This window comes from Skermanella rosea (assembly GCF_016806835.2).
Lineage (GTDB): Bacteria > Pseudomonadota > Alphaproteobacteria > Azospirillales > Azospirillaceae > Skermanella > Skermanella rosea.
This window is the reverse complement of record NZ_CP086114.1, coordinates 19,049-41,905: the sequence shown is the minus strand read 5'-3', so window position 1 is coordinate 41,905 and position 22,857 is coordinate 19,049. Positions and strand designations below refer to the sequence as shown.

The 22,857-nt window shown below is 67.6% G+C and carries 17 protein-coding genes; 6 read left to right on the top strand and 11 right to left on the bottom strand.

Features of this window, described 5'->3' with window-relative positions; all coding sequences use genetic code 11:
- Positions 1-214 precede the first annotated feature (214 nt).
- Both JL101_RS33825 and JL101_RS33820 read left to right on the top strand, forming a co-directional pair.
- Positions 215-1,150: a CAP domain-containing protein gene (locus JL101_RS33825; RefSeq protein WP_203101423.1), complete on the top strand. Its 936-nt coding sequence runs from the start codon at positions 215-217 to the stop codon at positions 1,148-1,150.
- Between the two features lie 132 nt (positions 1,151-1,282).
- Positions 1,283-1,501 carry a hypothetical protein gene (locus JL101_RS33820; protein ID WP_203101422.1) on the top strand — a complete coding sequence of 73 codons (219 nt, stop codon included), beginning with the start codon at positions 1,283-1,285 and terminating at the stop codon, positions 1,499-1,501.
- A gap of 19 nt (positions 1,502-1,520) precedes the next feature.
- Here the strand turns inward: JL101_RS33820 and JL101_RS33815 are convergent, their stop codons facing one another.
- Positions 1,521-3,329: an ABC transporter ATP-binding protein gene (locus tag JL101_RS33815; protein ID WP_203101421.1), complete on the bottom strand. Its 1,809-nt coding sequence runs from the start codon at positions 3,327-3,329 to the stop codon at positions 1,521-1,523.
- A 470-nt stretch (positions 3,330-3,799) separates the two neighbouring features.
- Between JL101_RS33815 and JL101_RS33810 the strand changes: the two genes are divergently transcribed.
- Positions 3,800-4,381, top strand: a complete 582-nt coding sequence (locus tag JL101_RS33810) for a hypothetical protein (protein ID WP_203101420.1) — start codon at positions 3,800-3,802, stop codon at positions 4,379-4,381.
- A 351-nt stretch (positions 4,382-4,732) separates the two neighbouring features.
- On the opposite strand, the gene JL101_RS33805 is transcribed toward JL101_RS33810, so the two are convergent.
- The 7 genes from JL101_RS33805 to JL101_RS33775 form a co-directional block, all read right to left on the bottom strand.
- Positions 4,733-5,656, bottom strand: a complete 924-nt coding sequence (locus JL101_RS33805; RefSeq protein WP_203101419.1) for an SDR family NAD(P)-dependent oxidoreductase — start codon at positions 5,654-5,656, stop codon at positions 4,733-4,735.
- An 81-nt stretch (positions 5,657-5,737) separates the two neighbouring features.
- Positions 5,738-6,241, bottom strand: coding sequence for a Mut7-C RNAse domain-containing protein (locus tag JL101_RS33800; protein WP_203101413.1), 504 nt, complete (start codon positions 6,239-6,241; stop codon positions 5,738-5,740).
- A 108-nt stretch (positions 6,242-6,349) separates the two neighbouring features.
- On the bottom strand, positions 6,350-7,600 hold the full coding sequence (locus JL101_RS33795) for a cytochrome P450 (RefSeq protein WP_203101411.1): 1,251 nt from the start codon (positions 7,598-7,600) through the stop codon (positions 6,350-6,352).
- Complete coding sequence (locus JL101_RS33790) at positions 7,597-9,099, bottom strand: Dyp-type peroxidase (RefSeq protein ID WP_203101409.1); 1,503 nt, start codon at positions 9,097-9,099, stop codon at positions 7,597-7,599. The genes JL101_RS33795 and JL101_RS33790 overlap by 4 nt, the downstream gene beginning before the upstream one ends.
- Positions 9,081-10,595 (bottom strand): hypothetical protein, encoded by a 1,515-nt coding sequence (locus tag JL101_RS33785; protein WP_203101408.1) that lies wholly within the window; start codon positions 10,593-10,595, stop codon positions 9,081-9,083. The genes JL101_RS33790 and JL101_RS33785 overlap by 19 nt, the downstream gene beginning before the upstream one ends.
- An 876-nt stretch (positions 10,596-11,471) precedes the next feature.
- Positions 11,472-12,938, bottom strand: a complete 1,467-nt coding sequence (locus JL101_RS33780; RefSeq protein ID WP_203101407.1) for an NCS1 family nucleobase:cation symporter-1 — start codon at positions 12,936-12,938, stop codon at positions 11,472-11,474.
- 10 nt (positions 12,939-12,948) lie between these two features.
- Positions 12,949-14,208, bottom strand: a complete 1,260-nt coding sequence (locus JL101_RS33775) for an allantoate amidohydrolase (RefSeq protein WP_203101406.1) — start codon at positions 14,206-14,208, stop codon at positions 12,949-12,951.
- Positions 14,209-14,373: 165 nt separating this feature from the next.
- Between JL101_RS33775 and JL101_RS33770 the strand changes: the two genes are divergently transcribed.
- From JL101_RS33770 to JL101_RS33760, 3 genes are all read left to right on the top strand, one after another.
- Positions 14,374-15,282 (top strand): LysR substrate-binding domain-containing protein, encoded by a 909-nt coding sequence (locus JL101_RS33770; protein WP_203101405.1) that lies wholly within the window; start codon positions 14,374-14,376, stop codon positions 15,280-15,282.
- A 230-nt stretch (positions 15,283-15,512) separates the two neighbouring features.
- Positions 15,513-15,653: a hypothetical protein gene (locus JL101_RS33765; protein ID WP_203101400.1), complete on the top strand. Its 141-nt coding sequence runs from the start codon at positions 15,513-15,515 to the stop codon at positions 15,651-15,653.
- A 32-nt stretch (positions 15,654-15,685) separates the two neighbouring features.
- Complete coding sequence (locus tag JL101_RS33760) at positions 15,686-16,804, top strand: GRAS family protein (protein WP_203101398.1); 1,119 nt, start codon at positions 15,686-15,688, stop codon at positions 16,802-16,804.
- Between the two features lie 7 nt (positions 16,805-16,811).
- On the opposite strand, the gene JL101_RS33755 is transcribed toward JL101_RS33760, so the two are convergent.
- The 3 genes from JL101_RS33755 to JL101_RS33745 all read right to left on the bottom strand — a co-directional run bounded on the left by JL101_RS33755 (position 16,812) and on the right by JL101_RS33745 (position 22,252).
- On the bottom strand, positions 16,812-19,553 hold the full coding sequence (locus tag JL101_RS33755; RefSeq protein ID WP_203101396.1) for a hybrid sensor histidine kinase/response regulator: 2,742 nt from the start codon (positions 19,551-19,553) through the stop codon (positions 16,812-16,814).
- A 38-nt stretch (positions 19,554-19,591) separates the two neighbouring features.
- On the bottom strand, positions 19,592-20,359 hold the full coding sequence (locus JL101_RS33750; RefSeq protein WP_203101394.1) for a response regulator: 768 nt from the start codon (positions 20,357-20,359) through the stop codon (positions 19,592-19,594).
- Positions 20,360-20,605: 246 nt separating this feature from the next.
- Positions 20,606-22,252, bottom strand: a complete 1,647-nt coding sequence (locus JL101_RS33745; protein WP_203101393.1) for a hypothetical protein — start codon at positions 22,250-22,252, stop codon at positions 20,606-20,608.
- Positions 22,253-22,857 lie beyond the last annotated feature (605 nt).

Below are 22,857 nucleotides of genomic sequence, written 5' to 3'. Positions count from 1 at the left end.
TCGTCGCGCGCCGACGGCCTTCCGTCATTAACCTGCATCAGGTCCGGGAAGGCATTTCCAGGATCGACGTACCCCGGCCCCGGGGGTGATCGACCGACATGCCTGCTTTTTGTCCATTCCCGCACTTATAATTGTCCCTGGGCCGCGACTTGATTTATTAAAGCTATCGGAAGTAGTAGTTCTCGCGCGATGTCAGTCTTGATAAGGAATGATCATGCCGGAACCTACGGCCTTCGACCAATATATGCTGGAGTTGATCAACCAGGCCCGGGCCAATCCTTCGGCGGAGGCATCCCGGCTCGGGATATCCCTTGACCAGGGCTTGAGCTCGGGCCGGATCTCCACGGCGCCCAAGCAGCCGCTGGCCTTCGACGGCGACATCGTCGATGCGGCGCACAAGCATTCCAAGTGGATGCTGGACACCGACACCTTCTCCCATACGGGGGCCGGCGGCTCCAGCTTCACGACCCGCATGAAGGCCGAGGGCTACGTTTTCTCCGGCAGCTGGACCGCGGGCGAGAACATCTCCTGGGGCGGAAGCACCGGGACCATCAACCAGCTGGCCCACACCCTGGCGCGCCACGAGTCGCTGTTCAAGAGCCCCGGGCACCGGCTCAACATCCTGAACGACAACTTCAAGGAGATCGGCGTAGGCGTCGAGTTCGGCAAGTTCGGGGCGTACAACGCGTCCATGGTGACCCAGGACTTCGCCAGGACCGGCACCGCGTCCTTCATCACCGGCGTCGCCTATGACGACCGCAACGACAACGACTTCTACACGCCCGGCGAAGGCCGCGGCGGCATCAAGGTGACCGCGGTCTCGACCGGCACGACCACTCCCGTGACTGTCGCCGACATCACCGGCACCGCCGGCGGGTACGACATCGCGGTGGCTCCCGGCACCTACAGGCTGACCTTCTCCGAGGGCGGCCTGGCCGCTCCGGTCACGAAGACGGTGACCGTGGGCAGCAAGAACGTGAAGATCGACCTGATCGATCCGCCCGGCATCGCCGCCCAGGTCGCCGGAATGTCGGCCTCGTCCGACGACCCGGCCGGCTCGGCGATCCCGGCGGCGGACCCGGCACCCATCACCCTGATCGGGGTCCAGGACGGGCACCATCACCACCATGATGCGTTCCTGGCGGCCTGAACCCGGGACGGCCGGCAATTCAAGGTAGTCTCGATAGGGTGTGAAGTTGTTCACTGCCGGTTGCGGTGCCTTCGGGTAGAGAAGGGAAGCCGCGCCATTCCCGGCGCGGCTTCAATCCGACAGGAGGACTGCATGACCGGAGTTGCGACGCAGAACGCGGCCCCTTCCCTGATGCCGGTTCCCAAGATCCAGACGAGCGCCGTCGCGGGCGCGCTGGTCACGATCGCGATCTACGTCCTGAGCATCGTGAAGCCCGAGCTGGCGATCAGCGCCGAGGTGGCGAGCGCCGCCACGACGCTGCTCTCCGTGTTCGTCGGCTACATGACCCCTCCCCAGGGCTTCGGCAGGTAGGGGAGGGACCGGGCCGGGATCACCCCGCCGACCGGCGGTCCCGGTCCGGAGCCGACTGCTGCTCGAACAGCCGGCGGTAGAGGCCGCCCGGCCGGTGGAGCAGCGCCTTGTGGCTTCCCTCCTCGACGATGCGGCCCTGGTTGAACACCAGGATGCGGTCCAGGGTCCTGACCGTGGACAGGCGGTGCGCGATGACCAGGGCGGTGCGGCCCTGCATCAGCCGCTCCATCGCCTCCTGGATCAGGGCCTCGGATTCCGAATCCAGGCTGGAGGTCGCCTCGTCCAGGATCAGGATCGGCGCGTCGGCCAGGAAGGCGCGGGCGAGCGCCACGCGCTGGCGCTCGCCGCCCGACAGCTTGACGCCGCGCTCGCCGACCATGGTCGCGTAGCCGCGGGGCAGCCGCGCGATGAAGTCGTGGGCGTTGGCGAGGCGGGCCGCCTGCTCGATCTCCGCCATCGAGGCGCCCGGCCGGGCATAGGCGATGTTCTCCGCCAGCGAGCGGTGGAGCAGGATCGGCTCCTGCGGGACGATGGCGATCTGCGACCGCAGCGACGCCTGGGTAGCCCTGGATACGTCCTGGCCGTCGATCAGCACCCGGCCGCCGGTGACGTCGTAGAGGCGCTGGATCAGCTTGACGAAGGTCGTCTTGCCCGATCCCGAGGGTCCGACCAGCCCGACGCGCTCGCCGGCCCGGATGGTGACCGACAGGTCCTTGTACAGCGGCACGGTGTGGGCGCCGTAGTGGAAGTCCGCATGGTCGAAGCGGATCTCGCCGGCGCCGATGCGGATCGGCCGGGCGTCGGGGCGGTCCTCGATGCCCAGCGGCTCGTCGTGCAGCAGGACCAGTTCCTCCATCTCGTTGACCGAGCGCTGGAGATGGTTGATGTGCATGCCGATGTCGCGCAGATAACCGTGGACGACGAAATAGGTGGTCAGCACATAGGCCACGTCGCCGGGCGTCGCCCGCCCATGCCACCACAGCACGAGCGACGTTCCCACGACGGCGGTCCGCATCAGCAGCAGCACGGCGTTCTGCGTCGTCCCGCTGCGGGTATGCCGGGTCCAGGTGTGCCAGGTGCGGTTCCGCCATTTCCCGATGACGCGGGCGAGGCGTTCGTCCTCCCGCGCCTCGGCGCCGAACGCCTTGACGACGGGATTGCAGCCGATCGCGTCGGCCAGCATGCCGCCCAGCCGGGTGTCGAGCGCGTTGGACAGCTTCGCCACGGGCGCGATGTAGGACGTGGACAGGTACAGGGTCAGCGCGATGTAGGCCAGCGTGCCGCCACCCACGACCAGCCCGAGCACCGGCCAATGCAGGGCCATCAGCAGCATGGTCCCGAGCAGGACCGTGACCGAGGGCAGCAGCGCCAGCAGCAGGGTGTCGTTGAGGGTGTCGAGCGCGTTCATGCCGCGCGTGATCTTGCGCACGACGGCGCCCGCGAAGCTGTTGGCGTGCCAGTCGGTCGAGAATCGCTGGACCCGGTGGAAGGCGTCCTGCGAGATGTCGCCCATCATCCGCAGGGTCAGCGGGATGATGCCGCTCCAGCCGAGATGGCGCAGCACCACCATGCCGAGGCCGAGGCCGGCCATGGCGCCGAAGGCCGCCAGGGCCGCGTCGCGCGCGGCTTCGCGGTCCGAGGAGACCAGCATCAAGGCATCGACCAGCCGCCCGGCGAAATAGGGCATGAAGACGTCGGCCAGCGTGGCCGTGACCATGGCGCAGGCGACCCCGGCGACGAGCGCGGACTGACGGCGCCAATGGCGGAACGTGAAGGCGAGGACGGTGCGCATGGCATCCGCCCGCCGTGTGCGTCGAACGACAGTCATGAAATCGAACGGCGCGTCGGCGCGCCGGCTCCGAAATGGATCGCGCTTCATCCCCACCGGGCGGGAGGGATGCGGCAACGGATCAAATGGGACGTGAAACCCCGGAAACGGGAGGGGAAGCGGGCGACCGGGTCGCGCTACCTATCGAACGACCGGGCCGGGAACGAAAAGCAGGCACGTCGATGTCATGCAGTCCTCCCAGCTCAAAGGTCGATCCAGGTTCCATATAGCAGCATGGAGGCTGCATGTGAAGGGGCGTCGGCCCATCGCCGAATGAGACCGGCGGATAGACCTAATTGCGGATATGGGTGCCTTGTATTCGTCATTCTGTCATGGAAATGACACCTGATTGAAATGTGGATGGTGTCATGACGGTCAGGGCCAGTGCCGACAATACCTTTGGTAGAAAAAGAACTCACTCCTCCGGGTCCGTGAATGCCTGGGTGATCTCCGCCGTCGCCGGACCCCTTTTGATTCTGCTGGCCGTGATGGGCCAGACATCTCTCGGAAACCGCGAGCTTTTCAACGATCCCGCCGACACCCTCGGATACCATCCGTTCCTGGGAGTCGTTTCCATGCTGGGGCTGTTCGGCTGGGCCGCCGCCGCCAGCATCGCCTTCCTGACCCATGCCGTGACGCGCTTCCACGAGACCGTCCAGATGCGGCGGTTCTGGCTGGCGGCGGGGGTGCTCACGACCCTGCTGCTGCTGGACGATGCCTTCATGCTCCATGAGGAGATAGTGCCGGTCGGGCTCGGAATCCGGGAACGGTACGTCAAACTCGGCTATATCGCCGTCGCGGCGGCGTTCGGCCTGGGTTTTTTCAAGGTGCTGGCCGGAAACAATTTCCGCCTCGTGGCCGCCGCCGGGAGCTTCTTCGCCCTGAGCTTCCTGTGCGACACGCCGTTCCTGATGCAGCCCTTGGGCCTGTGGGAGAGCGATACGGTCGTCTACCTGATCGAGGACGGCGCGAAGTTCATCGGCATCAGCCTGTGGATGGCCTATGTCGCAAAGACGGCGGCCGACAGCCTGGGGCGGCTGCTGCCGCGGTGATGTTCCTGGACGGCGGGCACGGGCGGGAAGTCCGGAGCCATCCGCAACCGTCCCGGCCGTCGCGCTTCCTGCGGCGCCAGTATCGGAACCACTCCGACCATGGTCTTCGCTTCGTGAATCTTCATGGTCGCCGACACCCAGCGATCCTCCCAGCCGGACCAACCAGGAAGAGTCGATCCGCCCGAGACAGCTGATCCGATGCATTGCGCCATGGGTGCGACCTACGACCTTCGGTCCGCATCACCTCCGCCCTGCATCGAGCCGTAGGTTGCGCCCATGGCGCAACACAGTGCGGCGAGTGGAACGGCCGGCTGCGAGGACCGGAGCGGTTCAACCTGATCGGGGACCGCTCTAGCTCCGGTAACGCCGGCCGACCCGGTGACCCCGAAGGTCAGAACTGCCGATCGCCGCAGCCGCGACCAACGCCGCGAGGGCCAGCCCGGTTCCCACCATCGCCAGGGAGCCGTTCCCCTGGTTCGACCGCGCGGACCTGGGCTCGCTCATCCTGCGGTGGACACCGGCCAGCATCGGGTCGGACATCAGGTTGGTGGCGGCGCCCTGCAGCTTGGTCTTGATGCCGGCGGAGATCACGTGATGGCGATCGGCCATCAGCGCCTCGAAGCCCTGGCGGGCGACCTCGGCGGGATCGTCCTTCGGGCCGTCGCCCACCGGCGTGCCCTTCATGCCGGCGCGGTCGAAGAAATCCGTGTCGGTCGGGCCCGGCATCAGGGCGGTGACGGTGATCCCCTTGGGCGCCAGCTCGTTCCGCAGGGCCTCGGCGAAGGACCGGATGAACATCTTCGACGCGGAATAGACGGTTTCGAACGGACCCGGCATCAGGCCGGAGATCGATCCTGTGAAGAGGATCCTGCCGCTGCCGCGCGCCACCATGTCCCGGACGATCAGCTTGGTCAGGTGCACCTGGCTGCGGACATTGAGGTCGATGAGCCTGAGCTCCGCGTCCAGGTCGGTCCGGCTGAAGTCGCCGCCCCCGACGCCCACGCCCGCATTGGCGCAGAATACATCCACGGGGCGGCCCAGATCGCGGACGCTGCGGTGGAACCGCTCCACCCCCTCGGCATCGGACAGGTCCGCTGCCACGGCGACGATTTCCCGGCCGGTTTCCCGGCGGAGCAGGGCGGCGGCACCCTCGAGCTTCGCGGTATCCTGTCCGCCGATCACGAGATCATGGCCATGGCGGGCGAACTGTCGGGACAGTTCGAGGCCGATGCCGCTGGAGCCGCCGGTCACGACGGCGAGCTGCTGCACGCTCATTCATCTTCTCCTGGGGGCGCCTTCGGGAGCGCCGTTCCGGTCAAAGCAGTGCCAACAGCGACGTGGGGACACGGTTCCGGCCTATGGCGCATCCGCGGCGCTCGCCCGGGCGAACTCCCGCAAGGTGGCGCGGATCCGGCGTTCGTGGCTGCCGGGCCAGTAGAGCCGGTCGCAGCCGGCACAGTGCCGTATGGGCAGACCGGATGCGCGGATGTTGGCCGGCGCCAAGCCGGCCAGCGTCGGCGGGGCCGGTTCCAGCTCGGTATTGCAGACCATGCAGCGCGACAGGGGATCGGCCAGCCAGTCCAGCCCGAGCCTCTGCCCCAGGTTGAGCGCCTGTTCGTGGACGGTATCGCCCTGCACCAGCACGACCACGCCGGCGGCGCGCCGCCGCTGGAGGATCGCCCGGTCGCGGGTCAGCAGTTTCCTGCCCTCGGACAGCGCCAGGTCGAGCAGGGCTCCGTCCGCCCCGCCGGTCTCGGCGATCGCCGTGTCGTAGCCGGCGCCGCGCAGCCAGCGGCCCAGCCCATGAAGCATCTCATCGCACAGGAAGCGCATGCCGCGATCCGGGACCTCTCCGTCCACTCCAAACCTCGCCGCTCGGTAAACACGAGATGGTGAGGATTTTCGGGGCGGCCAGGGAGGGGCGCCGGTCTGGCAGCCAATTATGCAGTGCCGCAACGATGCACTTCCTCACGCATCGTAGACCACCCGGAGCCGTTCGGCGAAGGGGCCGCGCTTGGTCAGGTGCCCTTCGGGTCCCGGCGCGCGCCTCAGCCGGTTCCGCCGGAGCAGCGGCTTCAGCATCAGGGGCAGGAGCACCCGGTTCATGTGGATGCCGAAGCAGGTGTGCAGGCCGTGGCCGAAATGGATGTATTCGTGCTGCATCCGGCGCGGATCGAACCGCCCGGGGTCGGGGATCCGGCGCCCGTCGTGCATCGCGGAGCGGAACGCCGCCAGCACGGTGGCGCCCTTGGGAACCAGCGTTTCGCGCGGGGTCCCGACGGCGATGCGGTGGTCGCGCGCGGCGACCCGGGGCAGGGCGGGGGCGAGCGGGTCGAAGCGCATCGCCTCGAACACGTAGCCGGCGAGGAGGGCGTCGTCGCCCGACCGGGCCGCCGCCTGCGCTCCCATCAGGGCGTCGGGGCGGCGCAGGAGCTGCTCCAGCGCCTGCGGCACCACCATGGGCGGCTGAGGCGGCCCGCCGACGATCATGCCCATCAGCGCGGTGCGGATCTGCTCGTCGGAGAAGCCCGGCTCGCCCTGGCGCTGCAGGGCCAGGCAGCGGCCGAGCACGTCGTCGCCCTCGAAGTCGCTGCCGGTGGTGTTCGATCCGCGGCGGGCGGCGATCAGGCGGTCGATATGGTCGCGGAGCGCCGGGGCCATCCGGTCCACGTCGGCGCGGAGCGCCGGGTCGTCGCCGGGGTCGGCGAACTGGAATTCGAACAGTCGCGTCGCCCAGACCCGCAGGTCCGCGCCCGGCGGATCGGGCACGCCGAAATAATCCGACAGCACCGCGAAGGTGACCCGCCGCACCAGCTCGTCCACGACCTCCAGCCGGCCGCCGCCCTCGTCCACGATCCTCTCGGCCAGCGTCTCGACCGCGCCGGCCAGCCGCACCGGGATGTCCTCCCGCAGGATGGCCTTGCGCATCGCGGCGGTGTCGCGCCGGTATTCCGGCGTGTCCGCCATGCCGAGGAAGAACGGGCATCCGCCCATGATGACGTCGAGCTTGGCCCGGTAAGGCACGGGGAAGGCGTCGTCCGTCAGGAAGACCTCCCGCACGTCGTCATAGCGGGTGACCAGGACGGTGCCGCCGACCTTGAGGATCGGCTTCACCGCGCGCAGCAGCCCGAAGGCGAGATCGACATGCTCGAAGGCCCATGCCCGCAGCCGCGTCCCGAGGCCGTCGGGCAGGGGCCGCAAGACCTGTTCCGCGGTCATGTCAGGTCCGCCATGAACTTGAGGGCGGGAAGGCTGGGCAGGAAGAAATAGTCGCCGCCGACCATCTTCACGTAGGTCTCGACCTCGACCTTCAGGCGCAGGGGGTCCTTGGGGATCGTGAACGGACCCTTGGGGCCGAGCAGCGGGTCGGTCTCGCCGTAGAGGCCCGCGAAGTTCCGGTTGAGCAGCCAGGTCTGCTGGATGAACTCGAACTGCCGGACGATGTCCGTGTTCAGGCACATGAACAGCAGGCCGCGCTCCTTGCCGTCGTCCTCCAGCCGGTTCGCGATGGTCTCGCCGTATTTCCGGCCGCGGCGCAGGATGCGGTGGTTGTTGGCCGCATTGAACAGGGCACTCCGGTCCGCTTCCGTCGCGGCCAGGCCGTCCCGCGGGTTGGCCCGCCGGACGTGGGAGCCGAGCGGGCAGCCGAGGCCGTGGAAATCCTCCCGGAAGAACCCGACGGCGTTGGCCGGCTGTCCGTTCACCGTCTTGTGCGCGCCGGCCGGGCACAGCAGGTCGCCGTCATGCTCGCGCCCGACGATCCGGTCGGCCAGCCAGTCCGCGTCGATGCCGGGGCAGCCCAGGGTCCGGGCCGCGACGTCCAGCGAGTTCCAGAAGGCGGCGACCTCCTGGCGGAGTTCGCGCACGACCAGGTAGGAGCCGTCGGCACCCAGGTCGAGGAAGCCCTCGGGCGCGCCGCCGGGCTTGAGGTCCGGGTGCTTCGCCGCGATATCGGCCGGCCGCTGAACGATCGGGGCCGGGGCGGCCTCGTCATGGGCGTTGGTATAGCTCATCAGGACCTCGCCCATCGGCACGCCGTGCCACGGGTCGCGGGCGGCGTGCCCGCCGCCGGGGTCGGCGGAATCGGGACCGGCCAGATAGGGGACCGGCTGGGAGAAGCCGTCGGCGAAGCCGAAATGCTCCCGCGCCCGTCCGTCGGGGTCCAGCCGCAGGGACAGGTCCAGATGCCGCACCAGCGATACGCCCGCCGGTTCGAGCGTCGCCATGACCTGGGCGCACCAGTCGGCCAGGTCGGCCTCGTCCGCCGCGTAGAGGAGGAGAAGGACATGGACCGTCTGCGGCGTGGCGGCGGGATCGCCGCTCCAGAGCGGGCCGCCGGGGATGACGGTGCCGTTCTTCTCCTCGTCGCCCAGCCGCCGGCGCCGGTCCGGCTGGTGCATGCCTTCCCGGAAGGGCAGGGCGAAGGCCGGGATGTCCGCCGTGTCGGAAAACCCGAGCCGCTTGAGGCCGGCGCAGGTGAACGCGATGGCGGTCGACCGGTTCAGCCGGCCGGTGGCGGGCGTGATCGGCGCCACCTTCTCCAGCGCCTTGAGCCAGCCGCCGCCCGGCCGGTCCAGCTTCAGGAACAGCGCCCGTGTCACGGGCAGGTGCCCGAAGCCGCTGACCACCAGCCCCTGGATGCGGCCGAGCTGCCGCGGCGAGAGACCCCACTTCGTGGCGTCGCGGGTATCTTCCGGGATCACAAGTCCCTGGTCCATGCGATGGCCTCCTCCGGCGAGAGCGTCGGCTGCCGCAGGCCGCTGGCGACGCGGGCATGGCGCTCGATCTGGTTGACGGTGTAGTCGCGGTAGGCGCTGAACCAGAACAGGGTCGTCGCCATGGAATGGCGGGCCCAGTTCTTGAACTTCCGGCCGTGGGTGGCGCCCTCCAGGCTCAGGAAGCGGGCGGGGGGAAAGCCGACGCAGTTGCCCCAGGCGAGCGTCAGGCCGCCATGGGCCTTCTCGATGAAGTCGTCGAGGTAGCTTTCCCAGCTCCCGTCGAAATTGCTGAAGAACATCAGCCGGCTGCCGTTGCCGACCATGGCCCAGTGGGCGAAATGGATGGTACGCATGCTGCCGAGATAGCCGCTGGTGGCCACGACGCGGAGGATCAGCGCCAGGCCGCTCAGCCCGGCCCGGATCAGCACGGCGCGCAGCAGGCCGGGCTTGACCAGCACCATGCTGCCCATGTGGTTCTGGGCGATGAAGTCCTCCCGCCGCATCATGTCCTGGAGGCGTTCGGGCCGCACCGCCGGATCGTCATGGCACGGGTCGCGGTCCTCCAGCCGGCGCAGCCAGAGCAGGATGGCGCAGAGCGAGAAGGGCACGCTCGACAGGCCCAGGGCGAAGACCCGTGCGGAGGCCGCGATGGTTTCGCCGAACGGGGCGGGGGTCAGGGGAGCGACGAGGGCGCCGAAGACGGTCGCCGCGAGGGCGACGTAAACCGCCAGGAACAGGGCGGCGGCCAGGGCGAGGCGGACGAAGCCCACCGTGGATCCGGCCGACTTCATGGCATCCCTGGCGAAGGCATCGCGCATCCGGGGCGGTGGCCCCGATTCCGGCGCCGGCGCCGACCCCGAGAATTGGCGGAACAGGTCGGGCAGGTCCTTTATCAGGCGGCCGGTGGCCAGGGCGGCGAGGAGCGAGACGCTGACCACGACCCAGCCGTTCGGCACGATCAGGGCCAGCAGCACCCCCGGGAAGGACAGCACGAGAAGCGCCACCATGGCGAACCCGGCCAGCTTTGCAAGATCGGCCAGGCGCTCGCGCCCGGGGATGCGGACGGGTTCCGGTTCGCCCAGCCAGTCGAAGGTCCCGCGCAGGGACGACCGCAGGGTCCGGTGCAGGGTGACGGCATCGACGCCGTGGTACCGCGCGCCGTTTCCCAGCGTTTCCTGGGCCGCGAAGAAAAGCTCGGCCTCCCGGTCGATGCGGCGGCGGTCGAGACCCCGGTTGCCCTGGTGGAAGATCATAGGCGTCACGGTGTGCGCCTCCAGGAACGGTGCCAGCGGATGCTTCGAGCCCGGCCGGGTGATCAGGTCGAAGGTCTCGCCGGTCCGGCCCGCGGGCCGCTCGCAGTAACGGAGGATCTCGCGAAGCTGGGGCCCGATCGCCGCCTCCAGTTGCGCCCAGAAGGGTCCCTGCGGCCCGTCGAAATTCGCCTCGATCACCAGCAGGGGATCGAAATGGTCGTCCTCGAAGACGGATATGGACATGAAGTGCAGCGTGGGGACGAGGCTCCTCAGCCTGCCGTAGGAACCGGTAAAGGGAGGCGGGGGGTTCTCTTCCTGGTACTTGAGCTGCTCGATGAGATCCCGCAGAATAGAAAGTCCTTTGGATTGCGCTTCAAGCACAACGCTCAAGACAGTCTGAGCCATATCGACCCTCACCATAGTGAAAATCGCCCGATTTGACTCGGCCGACATTTTCATTTGAAACGAGAATGTTTTGACGATCCTGTATCCCACGGAAGGGGATTTCGCGACAATCTCTATTCAGTGTGAAAGCTGAAAGATAATGTGTGATCTGCTTCACAGGTGAGGATGGGTATGCGGACTTCGAGCGTGCGCGTTGACTACGGATGCCAGCGAACTTGTCGCGCCGGCATCACTCGTTCCGACGGAGCCATGGTACCCGGGCCGCTACGCTGATATCATATTCTGACATCAATCCTGGACAGGAACTGGGCATGAGCGGTCGCAACGTTTCCCTGGAGCTGTAGCCGATCAGACGCGTTGCGCCATGGGCGCAACCTACGACCGTCGGTCCGCATCACCTCCGCCCTGCATCGAGCCGTAGGTTGCGCCCATGGCGCAACACAGTGCGGCGAGTGGAACGGCCGGCTGCGAGGACCGGAGCGGTTCAACCTGATCGGGTACCGCGCTAACTCCCCGTCTCAACCGGTTCGTGGATAGTCAGGTGGAGACAGGCCGGCACCAGAACGCCAGCTGCTCGACGTGCTCGACAGCATGGTCGACCGCTTCGACGCCGAGCTGCGTTAGAAACTTTTCTCTCTTCAGGACCTGATTTGTACATGCAGCCCGCCGGCCCGAAAGGGGCCGGCGGGGCGGATGATGGAAGGCTATGGGCGATCAGGGCGCCGGGGCGGAGGACGCGAAGGGCACCGCTGACACCTTCCGCATCAGGGCGTAGTGGAAGGATCCGCCCAGGAGCGCGCCGATGATCCAGGTGAAGCCGGCAAGGCTCTCCAGGCCCGGGGTCCAGACCGAGGCGACCGAGAAGACCGAGGCGATCGCGAAGGAGACCATGGCCTTGCGGTTCCAGCCCTCGTTGAAGTGATAGGTCGTTCCCGGCTCGGCGGAGAACAGGTGCTGGACGTCGAGCCGCTGCTTCTGGACCAGGTAGTAGTCCGCGATCATGATCCCGTAGAGCGGGGCGAGCACCGCGCCCAGGGTGTCGACGAAGGCGGCGATGCCGATCGCGCTGATGACCGACACCCACAGGGCGCCGATGAAGAAGGCGATCACGGCCGTGATGATGCCGCCAGTGCGGGCGCTGATCCGGGACGGCGCCAGGTTGGCGATGTCGTAGGCCGGCGGGATGAAGTTGGCGACGAGGTTGATGCCGACGGTGGCCGCGAAGAAGGTCAGGGCCGCCACGACGGTAAGGAACAGGTTGTCGACGCGGGCGACGATGTCGGCCGGGTTGGTCAGGGTTTCGCCGAACACCACCACCGTTCCGGCGGTGATGAAGAGGGCGATGAAGGAGAAGAAGGCAAGGCCGATCGGAAGGCCGATCAGGTTGCCTTTCTTCATCTCGGCCTCGTTCCGGGAGAACCGGGCGAAGTCGCCGAAATTGATGATCACCGCGGCGAAATAGGCGATCATGGTGCCGACGACCGCCATGAAGGCCGAGAACGTCCCGCCCGCGTAGTCGCCCCGTCCGCTGAAGATGTTGCCCAGTTCGGTCAGCAGCCCGCCGCCGGCCTGGTACCAGATCGCCAGCATCAGGGCGATCATCACGGCATAGACCAGCGGGCCGGCCCAGTTCAGGAACTTGGTGATCCAGTCGATCCCCTTCAGGAACAGCGCGAGCTGGAAGCCCCAGACGATGACGTAGGAGATCCAGCCGACCAGGGTCATGCCGAGATATTCCGGGGCGCCGGAGATGCCGAACAGGGAGTTGATCAGCAGCGCCACCGCGGTCGAGGCGAAATAGGTCTGAACGCCGTACCAGAAGATCGCCACGATGCCCCGAACCAGCGCCGGGAAGTTGGCGCCCCGGACGCCCATGCTGGCGCGCGCCATCACCGGGTAGGGGATGCCGTACCGCACGCTCGGCTTGCCCGACAGGTTCACCAGGAACATCACGATGACGCCGGCCAGCACGATCGCCGCGAAGACCGTCCAGCCGTTGAGTCCGTAGGAGATGAAGAGGGTCGCCGCGAGCGTGTAGCCGAACAGGCTCTGGATGTCGTTGGACCAGACGTTGAAGATCTCGAACCAGCCCCATTTCCTCTTCTCGAAGGGCAGGGGCGCCAGGTCGTCGTTGTGAAGGGACGGGTCGATCCGCTTGATCGCCAGATCGTCGGTGGGCATGGCTTCCTCCTCAGTCGATGGTTTTTCTTGCTTCCAAGGTCTCCAGGAACGTCAGCAGCACGCGGACGGCGGTATCGGCGTCCGCCTCGGCGATGGCTTCGGCGGGATTGTGGCTGATGCCGCCGGCGCATCGCACGAACAGCATGGCGATGTCCGTCAGGCCGGCCAGGGCCGAGGCGTCGTGGCCGGCGCCGCTGGACAGGCGGCGCGGTTCGATGCCGTTGGCGGCGACGGCGGCCTCAAGCCGCTCCATCAGCCAGGGGGCGCATTTCCGCGCCGTTTCCTCGTAGGTCCGCCGGGCCGTGGCTCGGACACCGCGGCGCGACGCGACGGTCTCGATCGCCGCCAGCATGTCGGCGACTGCGGAGGCCCGCTGCCCGTCGTCGGGGGAGCGCACGTCGATGGTGAAGCGGACGGCGCCGGGAACCACGTTGGTCGCCCCGCCGGGCACCTCCAGCTTGCCGACGGTCCCGACCAGCTCCGGCACCGCGGCCGCGCGCCGCTCGATCGCCAGGACCATCTCGGCGGCGGCGGCCAGGGCGTCGCGGCGGAGCGCCATGGGGACGGTGCCGGCGTGTCCCGCCTCTCCGGCCAGCTCGACCAGGAAACGGCTGGCGCCGTTGATCGCCGTGACGATGCCGACCGGCAGATCCTCCCGTTCGAGCACCGGGCCCTGCTCGATGTGGAGTTCGACATAGCCCAGCACTTCGTCCCGCCGGCGGGCGGCGGCGGGTATTCCCTCGGGCGTGCAGCCGAAGGCGAGCAGGGCTTCGCGGACCGTCACCCCGTCGTCGTCGCGGGCGTCCAGCATGGCGGGATCGACGGTGCCGGCGACGGTCCGGCTGCCCAGCAGGGTCACCGGGAACCGGACGCCCTCCTCGTCGCCGAAGGCCAGCACCTCGACGGGGAAGGGCAGGCGCCGGTTGCGGCGACGGAGTTCCGCGACGGCCTGGATCGCGGCGACCACGCCGAGGCTGCCGTCGTACTTTCCGGCATTCCGGACGGTGTCGATGTGGGAGCCGATCAGCAATGCCTGCCGCCACTCTCCCGTGCCGTCGTACCGGCCGACGACCGTGCCGGCCGCATCGACATGGACCGCCATGCCGGCGGCCTCCATCCACTGCCTCGCCTGGAGGGCGGCGGCCTTGTGCTCGGGCGTGAGGTAGAGGCGGGTCAGCGCGCCCTCCTCCTCGGAAAACCGCGCCAGACGGTCCAGTCGGTGCATCACCTCCGTCCCCAGGCGCAGATCCTGTTCTGCCAGACTGATCATGAGAAGGGCTCCTTCGCGCCTGCTTTCCGCGGCGTCGGGCTATCGTTCTCTCCCTGTGGGAAACATCTTCGACCCTTCCGATCCTGACGTCCAATATGTCGTTTGACTGGATTGATATGAAAAACCTATGGTCGGGCGACATCGCCGCGGGCGGGCAGGGTGGTCATGGAACTCCGGCATCTGCGCTATTTCGTGGTCGTCGCGGAAGAACTCAGCTTCACCGCGGCAGCCCAGCGCCTGCATATCTCCCAGCCGCCCCTGAGCCAGCAGATCCGCGACCTGGAGGTCGAGGTCGGGACGGAACTGCTGAGGCGGACCAGCAGGCGGGTCGAACTGACTCCGGCCGGCGCCGCGTTCCTCCGCCACGCCCGGGCCGTGCTGGAGCAGGTCGGGCAGGCCGCCGAGCAGGCGCGGGCGATCGGGCGGGGCCTGTCGGGCAAGCTGGACATCGGGATGACCGGCTCGGTGCTGCTGGGACCGCTCGCGCAGCTGGTCGCCGACTATGCGGCGGCCTATCCCCAGGTCGCGGTCCGGCTGCACGAGATGCCGCCCATGGACCAGATCGCGGCACTCCACGACCGCCGGACCGACGTGAGCTTCCTGCGTTGTCCCGCCGTGGACCGCGACCTGAAGACGGAGTTCGCCTGGAGCGAAAGGACTGTCGTGGCGCTGCCCGAGGGGCATCCGCTGTCCGGCCGCGGGATCGTGGCGCTGGCGGATCTTCGCGGCGAGACCTTTGTGTCGCTGCGCCTGCGGGATTCACCCTTCGCGCAGTATCTGGTCGATTGCTGCGTCCGGGCCGGATTCATGCCGCGCATCTCGCAGGAGGTGTTCGAAGCCTATTCGCTGACCAGCCTGGTCGCGGCCGGTCTCGGGGTGGCGCTGGTTCCCGAGACCGTGCGCACCCTGGCCCGCAGCGGTATCGTCTACCTGCCCCTGGCCGACCCGTGCCCCATAGCCGACGTGATGATCGTGTATCGCGAGGACGGGGACGCCGTCGTCACACGCTTCCTCCGGTCGGCCAGGGGCTTCCTGGAGGGCCGGAGCGGTGCGACCCGATCGTGTGTCGGATAGAGTTGTCGAAAGTAAGTGCCTGGAAGGATTTCGGGAGACCTGAATGCATAATCAAGATTATGGAAATATAAGACTGTATATAACGGTGGGAGCGGGGGTCCGGAACGCCGCCTGAAACAACTGAAACATCCGATCGGCCGGCCGGACGTTCCCGTGAAACACCGGCCCGCTAACCTTCTGTCCCGGAGGGTGGCCCGTCCACCAGCGATCCAGCCGGGGAGCAACGAGACATGCCGAGGGAAAGCGCAGCGTGGCGCGACGTGGCGAGCATCGCCCGGGACTGGGCCCGGTGGTCATCGGCCGAGAAACTGGCCGCGGCGGCGGCCGGTCTGGCGACGGCATCGGCCATCGCTCTCGGATTCGCGCTCTGAAGCCGGAAATCCGGCGCGCGGAGAGAATCGCCATGCCAGACAGCCTCGCCCGGGACGACCGGTGGACGCCGCCCCTGTCGGCCGGTCGCGTCAAGCCCGCCGACGTCGGTGAGAACGACGTCCTTCCCATGCTGCTGGGAATGGCCCGGTGCATCGAGCGGTCCGACGAGGACGGCGCCTTCGTCGCTTTCGTCGATCTCCTCGACAGGATCCAGTCCTGCGGGATGGATCTCAGGATGAAGACGCAGTGCTTCGCGCAGGCGCTGCTCAAGAACATAGATTGGAAGACCGGGCACGGTACCTTGCACGGCGCCCTGTTCGAGTCCCATGCCGACCGTTTCCCGCCGATGGAGCTTGCGGCGGGGGTCGCCGGTACGATCCTGGAAGGCCTGCTGGAACGCCGTGAAGACGCCGTGCTCGTCGATGTGGGAATCGGCAACGGCGGCAGGGTGGCCGGCCTTCTCCGCTCCCTGGCGGGACGCGGCACCCTGCCCCGGTCGCTCACCGTCGTCGGCATCGACCCTGCCGAGGGCGCGCTGGCCGAGGCGGAGGCTACCCTGTCGTCCTTGGCCTCCGGCCTCGGCCTGCCGTTCCGCTTCCGGGCCGTGCCGTCGCGCGTCGAATCCCTGACGGCGGCGCAGTGGGACGGTCTCCGGCCGATCGGAAGCCGGATCTTCGTCAATGCCGTGTTCTCGCTTCATCATGTCGGCGGGAACGGTACCAGGGACGCGGTCCTGCGGAACCTGAAGTCGCTGAAGCCGGAGGCGCTGGTGATCGCCGAGCCGAGCGCCGATTTCGAGAGCGAAGACCTGCTGCTTCGGCTTGCCCATGCCTGGCGGTATTACGGCGCCTGCTTCAGCATCCTGGACCGCATGGACATCTCCCAGGAGGAGCGGACGATGGCCCGGATGTTCTTCGGGCCGGAGATCGTGGATGTCCTCGGCATGCCCGCCGACCTGCGCGGCGAGCGGTTCGACACGGTTCCGCGCTGGCTCTCCCGCCTGCGCGATGCGGGATTCCGGCCCCATGCCGACCTGTGCCGCACGGCGGCCCGGCCGGCCGAGGGCATCCTGGAAACGACGCTCGGGGCCGATCATGTCGGCTTCGGCTTCGAGGGCCAGGTCATGTCGGCGGCGATCTGCGTCCGCTGAGGTCCCGTCACGGGCGCCGGCCGACCATGTCCCTCAGTCGGCGCCGGACCTCCACCGGGTCCAGGGGTTTCTCGAGCAGCCGGGCGCGGGCGCCGGCCGGCAGGGTCGCGGCGGCCCTCAGGACGTCTCCGGTCATCAGCAGGACCCTGCCGGCCAGGTCGGGCCGGTGCGCCTCCAGCATCCGGAGCAGGCCGGCCCCGTCCAGCAGCGGCATGCGGATGTCGCACAGGATGGCGTCGAACCGCCGGTCGCGCAGCAGCTCCAGCGCGGACGCCCCGTTGTCCGCCGTCTCGACGCGGTAGCCTTCCCGCTTCAGGATCTCCTCCAGCAGGGAGACGACTTCCGGCTCGTCGTCGACCACCAGGACGGTTCCGTTGCCGCAGTCGCCGTCAGCCAGCATCGCCGAGGCCGTTTCGGCCGGCGCCCGGCAGGCATCGAGCGTCACGCGGAACAGCGCCCCCCCGCCTGGCCGGTCCTCCACCGCGATCGATCCGCCGTGGGCCGAGATGATCCCGTGGCAGACCGACAGGCCCAGCCCGGTTCCCGATCCGATCGGCTTGGTCGTGAAGAAGGGATCGAAGATCTGGCCGCGCACCGCCTCCGGAACGCCGGGGCCGTTGTCCGCGATCTCGATCCGGACCGTTCCGGCGGCCGCGTCGTGGGCCGTGCTCACCCACACGGTCCTGCCGGACCCCGGGACCTGGTCCGGCGGTGCCGCCTCCAGCGCCTGCTGGGCATTGATGATGATGTTCATGAAGACCTGGTGGAGTTCGTCCTCGTCGGCCAGGACCATAGGCAAGTCGGGCGGGTCCTCGCGGACGACCTCGATGCCGGCGCTGCGCAGGCCGCTGGCCAGGATCTCCATGCTGCCTTCGAGCACGGCGCGGACATCGACCGGCTTGGGCTCGCGGGCCTTCTGCCGGGCCAGGGCGAGGAAGCTCTTGACAATCCGCGCGCAGCGCTCCGCGGCGACGCGGAGGCGGCCCAGGGACTCGCGGATCGCGGCGTCGGTGCTTTCCTCCTCCAGCATGATGGCGCGGCCGAGCACGACCGACAGCGGATTGTTCAGTTCGTGCGCGACGCCGGCCAGCAGCGATCCCAGGGCCGCCAGCTTGTCCCGCTGGTGCATGGCGGCCCTCTGCCGGTCGGCCTCGGCCTCGGCGTTCTTGCGGCTGCTGATGTCGAAGATGAACCCGGCGATGTGGGTGATCTGCCCGTCCGCCCCGCGGATGGGAAAACGGACGACCATCCGCCAGGGATAGTGCGGCATGTAGGGAACATGCTCCTCGTTCACCACGGCGGCGCCGGTATTCAGCACTTGCTGGTCGTAGTACCGGATCAGCGCCGCGTCCTCCGGGGCGAACACGTCCTGCGGCGTGCGCCCGATGATCCTGGAGATCGGCCGGTTCTGGACCTTCTCCATCTCCGGGTTGGCGACGATGTAGCGGCCGTCCAGGTCCTTCAGGAACATGCCCGCCGGCGCATGCTGCATGAAGGCCTGCAGCCGCGCCTCGCTGGTGCGCAGGGCCTGTTCGGTCTGAAGGCGCGACGTGATGTCGGTGATCGCCGCGACCACCGCCGAGGCTCCCCGGAACTGGATGGTCCGTGCCGATATCAGCGCCCGGATGACCGTGCCGTCCGCCCGCCGGAGCGACAGTTCGAACCCTTCGACGTTGCCGTGCCTGGACAGGAGGCCGAGCAGCCGGTCGCGGTCCGACAGGTCCTCGTAGATGGCCGTGATCCGGTCCGGCGGGCAGCCGGGGTACAGGCCGAAGCTCTCCCGCGCCCGCGAGTTGGAGAACAGGATCTCCGTGGGATCGGTCCGCGCGATGGCCATGGCGACCGGCATGCAGTCGGCGATCAGGGCCAGCTCCTCGGCGCTGGCCTTGAGCGTCGCCTCGATCGTCTTCGACTTGGAGATGTCGCGGCCGACCGACTGGTAGCCCACCAGCTGCCCGCGTTCGTCGAACAGGGCGCGGTCGGTCCATTGCTCCCACAGCAGGCGGCCATCGGAGGCCGCCGAGGACATCTCGTAGGAGACCGTCGGGTTGGACGGCGTCAGCTCCAGGAGCTGCGCGATGAACTGGGTCCGCTGGTCGGGCGTCATCAGCTTGAGCACGCTCGACCCGATGATCTCCTCCCGCGGGCGTTCCAGCTGGCGGGCGTAGGCCTCGTTGACGAAGGTGAACCGGAAATCCGGCGTGCAGCGGGAGATGAACTCGGTCTGGTCCTCCACGATGGTCCGGAACCGCATCTCGCTCTCCCGGAGCGCATCCTCGGCCCGCTTGCGCGCGGTGATGTCGCGGCCGACCGACTGGTAGCCAAGGCAATGGCCGGCCTCGTCGAACAGGGCCCGGTTCGTCCAGGCGAACCACTGGACCTCGCCGGCGGGCGTCGTCCGGTCATGCTCGCATCGCAGGATCGGGTCCTCCGGCGTCAGCGCCTCCAACCCGGCGCGCAACGACTTCTGTATCCTGGCCGGAAACGAGTCGAGGAAATCGCGGCCCAGCAGGGTCTCCGGCTCGTCACCGACGAACCGGGCGTGGGCCCGGTTCGAGAAGTTGATCCGGAAATCCGCGCCGAAGCGGCAGATCATCTCGGTCTGGTCCTCGACGATGGCGCGGAACCGGCGCTCGCTCTGCTCCAGCGCGCGCTTCGCCGCCCGGCCGTTGCGGAGGCCGCCGAACAGGGCTTCGGACTGGCGGTGGTAGAAATGGAGGAGCGGGGGATATTTCGGTCCTGGAGCCATGGCTTCTCCTTTTCGGGAGCGGGTCTTCCGGCGCACGGTCACGCCGATTTCCCGCCCCCTCCGCCCGGCACGTAGACATAGCCCACGCCGTGGACGGTCTTGATCGTCCGGGGCTTGTCGGGTTGGGGCTCGATCTTCCGCCGCAGGCGCGCGACGCGGATGTCGATGCTGCGGTCGAACGGCTCGTCCCCCCGCTTATGGGTCAGCTCCAGCAGCCGGTCGCGGGACAGCACGCGGTTGGGATTGCCGAGGAAGACCTCGATCAGGTCGAATTGCATCGCGGTGATCGGAACCTCCGTGCCGTCGGCCTCGAACAGGCGGCGGGCCTCCGGGTCCAGCGTGCACCGCCCGAACGGGATCCGGGCGGGAGCGGGCGCCGCCGGCTCTGCTCCCTGGTCGGCGGCCGGCGGCGTCCGCCGGGCCGCTCCCGCCCTGCGCAGCACGCTCCGGATGCGGGCCAGGAGTTCGCGCGGATCGAACGGCTTGGCGACGTAGTCGTCGGCGCCGACCTCCAGCCCGACGACGCGGTCGATGGTTTCGCCGGACGCCGTCAGCATGATGATCGCCACGTCGCAGCGGTCCCGCAGCTCGCGGGCCAGGGTCAGGCCGTTCTCCCCCGGCATCTTCAGGTCCAGGATGACGAGGTCGATCGGCGCCGAGCCCTCGGCGGCATTCAGCACCGCGCGGGCCTCGGGAACGTTTCCGGCGGCGCTGACGTCGAACTCCTGCCTGCCCAGATACTCCCGGAGCAGGTCCCGCACCTCGGCTTCGTCATCCACGACGAGGATGTGCGCCCTTTCCGTCATGACCGCTCTCCCTGGCGGTTCATAGTCCAGGGCCGGACTGTAGCATCTTTTTGCCGTTTCCCGATGCGGGATCGAAAGGCCAGTCCGGATGCGCCGCCGCGAGGGGCGAGGCGGCCGTGATCCGGGTCGCGGAGCGCCCGTGAAACGGGATGCCGCGGCGTTCCCCGGCATCTCTCCCGGGGGTTTTGGAAAGCAGCGGCGGCGGGACACGGGCAGTGTCCCGCCGCCGCCGCAGGCAGGTTAGGCTTACAGGGCGCTCAGGAAGTTGGCGAGGTCCTGCTTTTCCTGTTTCGTCAGACCGATCGAGAAGCGCTTGTCATAGACGTTCACGACATCCATCAGCGTCTTGGCCGAACCGTCGCGGAAGTAGGGCTCGTGGGCCGACAAGGCGCGCAGGCTCGGGACGGTGCTGACGCCGATGTCGGCGCAGCGGCCCGTGAGGGTGGCCTTGCCCAGGTCATTGGTCACCGCTTCCGTCGCGGCGGGATTCCATTGGAGGGTGCCGGGAGCGCAGCCCGAGACCTTGAAGATCGGCAGGTCCTTGCTGGGCGGCGGGCCACCGACGCTGACTGCGTGGCCGCCGATGCCGATGTCGCGTTGCGAATTCGCCAGGACGTCGGCGCCCGAATGCTTGAAGTTATGGCAGGTCGAACATGTTCCCGGAGCGTTGGGGCCGACAAGGTCGTTGAAGCCGTTGACCCCGTTGATGATGAACGCACCGCGGGTCACGCTCCCTTGCGCGTTCTTGCCGACCCCGTGGAACAAGGCCTCGCCGCGGGCGATCGACTCCCGCTCCCGCTTCGCCGCTCCGCTTCCGGGAGGGGTCGCCCATGCCGCGAACTCGTCGAATGCCACCGGTCCGAAAGCCGGCGGTTCCTTGCCGTTCGCGGCCAGGTTCACGGGCCCGCCGAGGCCACCCGAAGCGGACAGGATTCCCGCCTGCTTGTCGCTGTACTGGGCGCTGAAGATCCCGGTCTCGAACGCGACGATCTCATCGAGATCCTTGTCGCTCGGCGGCGTCAATGCCTGGGCATGGCCCAACGTGGCGCTGATGGCCTGGCTCCTCAAGGTCGGCTCGCGACCGTCCCACATGATGTTGCCGCTCCTTTCCGGTGCCGGGATGCCGGGAATGGGAAAGGTCGTGAATGCGGTCTTGAAGTGCAGGTTGGCGGACATGAGCGGACGCCGGAACACGGAAATGATCTGGTCGCCGTCCGCGTTGACGTTCGTCAGGCTGTCCGTGTTGCAGGTCGTCGGATCGCTCAGGACCTCGACCTTGAATTCGGCGGGTTTCTTCAGGGGAAGCGCTATGCGGAAGACGCCCCGGCTCAGCAGCAGCGAGCGGGCCGCCATGAAGTCCTTCTTGCTCTTGCCCTTGTAGCCGCCGAGCACGGATCCGGAGGTTTCGGACGCCGGCACGAGGGTGGGGCAGTTGGCGCCGTCGACGGGTGCGAAAATCGGATCGGCACCCTTGGTCTTCTTCAACCGCTTCTCGATGTTGCGGAGGCTGACGCTCATGCCGCTGGCAGGCTGGTGACAGGTGACGCAGGACCGGCCGTTCGTGCCGAGCGACTTGAAGAAGGCGTTCTGTGAAGTCACCGTCTGGCCGAGAGGCTGGTACGAGCCCGTCTCGCCGTTGGGGTCCTTGTCGATCTCCAGCTTCGGTATGACGACGGGAATACCTCCCTGGTCGAAGACCTTGGCCGGTAACGGCTGTTTCATGAAGTGGGAATAAATCTTCTTGAAGTAGTCGGGCGTGCTGGCCGGAAGTTTCTTTTGAAGGCTCGCCTCCGTTTCACTGTTGGCCGGAGGCGGCGCCTTGGGCGGCGTCGTCGCCGGATCGGTGAAATCGTCCTCGGCGGCGAGCACGGGGGCCGAGGGGGCCGCAAGCATGAGCAGGCCCGCTCCCGCGATCATGCTTGAAAGGACGATGCTCTTGGCCAATTTGCGCTTTGATTTCCGTGACATGAAGCACCTCGCAAATCTTTGTTATGGGACTTCTTCTTTGAGGTACCACCGCACGCCAGCGGGCTCCGCCCGTCATCACGGGAAGCAAGCCTGTCCAACCTCCCGAAGTGCAACGCACTTACCGAAGCAAGCTGGCGATTGATGAAACGATGCAAAGTGAACGGACTGGAAAGTTCGATGATGGAGCGCAGATGATCGACTTCTGCCTGTAAGATGTCATCATCAGGAGAAACCGCAAGAATCCCCGTTGCGAACCTAGCGATAATGATGAACTTTGCCCCTTGGGTCGAGTTGTCTCAGATATTTTCTGAACTTCTCCATGCTATTGTTTATTGATAAACCTATACCAGATCTAGGATAAGCCTCTAACGTTCAAACGGCTCATTATCCATTAACCGGAATCGCACTATACATACTCCTTTGTGATGCATTACTGACTTGAGTGCTGCCTGCCTTGAGTGTTGCGTTGGACGATCAAACCCGTAGTCGCGGCCGATACGCCGCCACTGAAAAATAATCTGTCATATGAG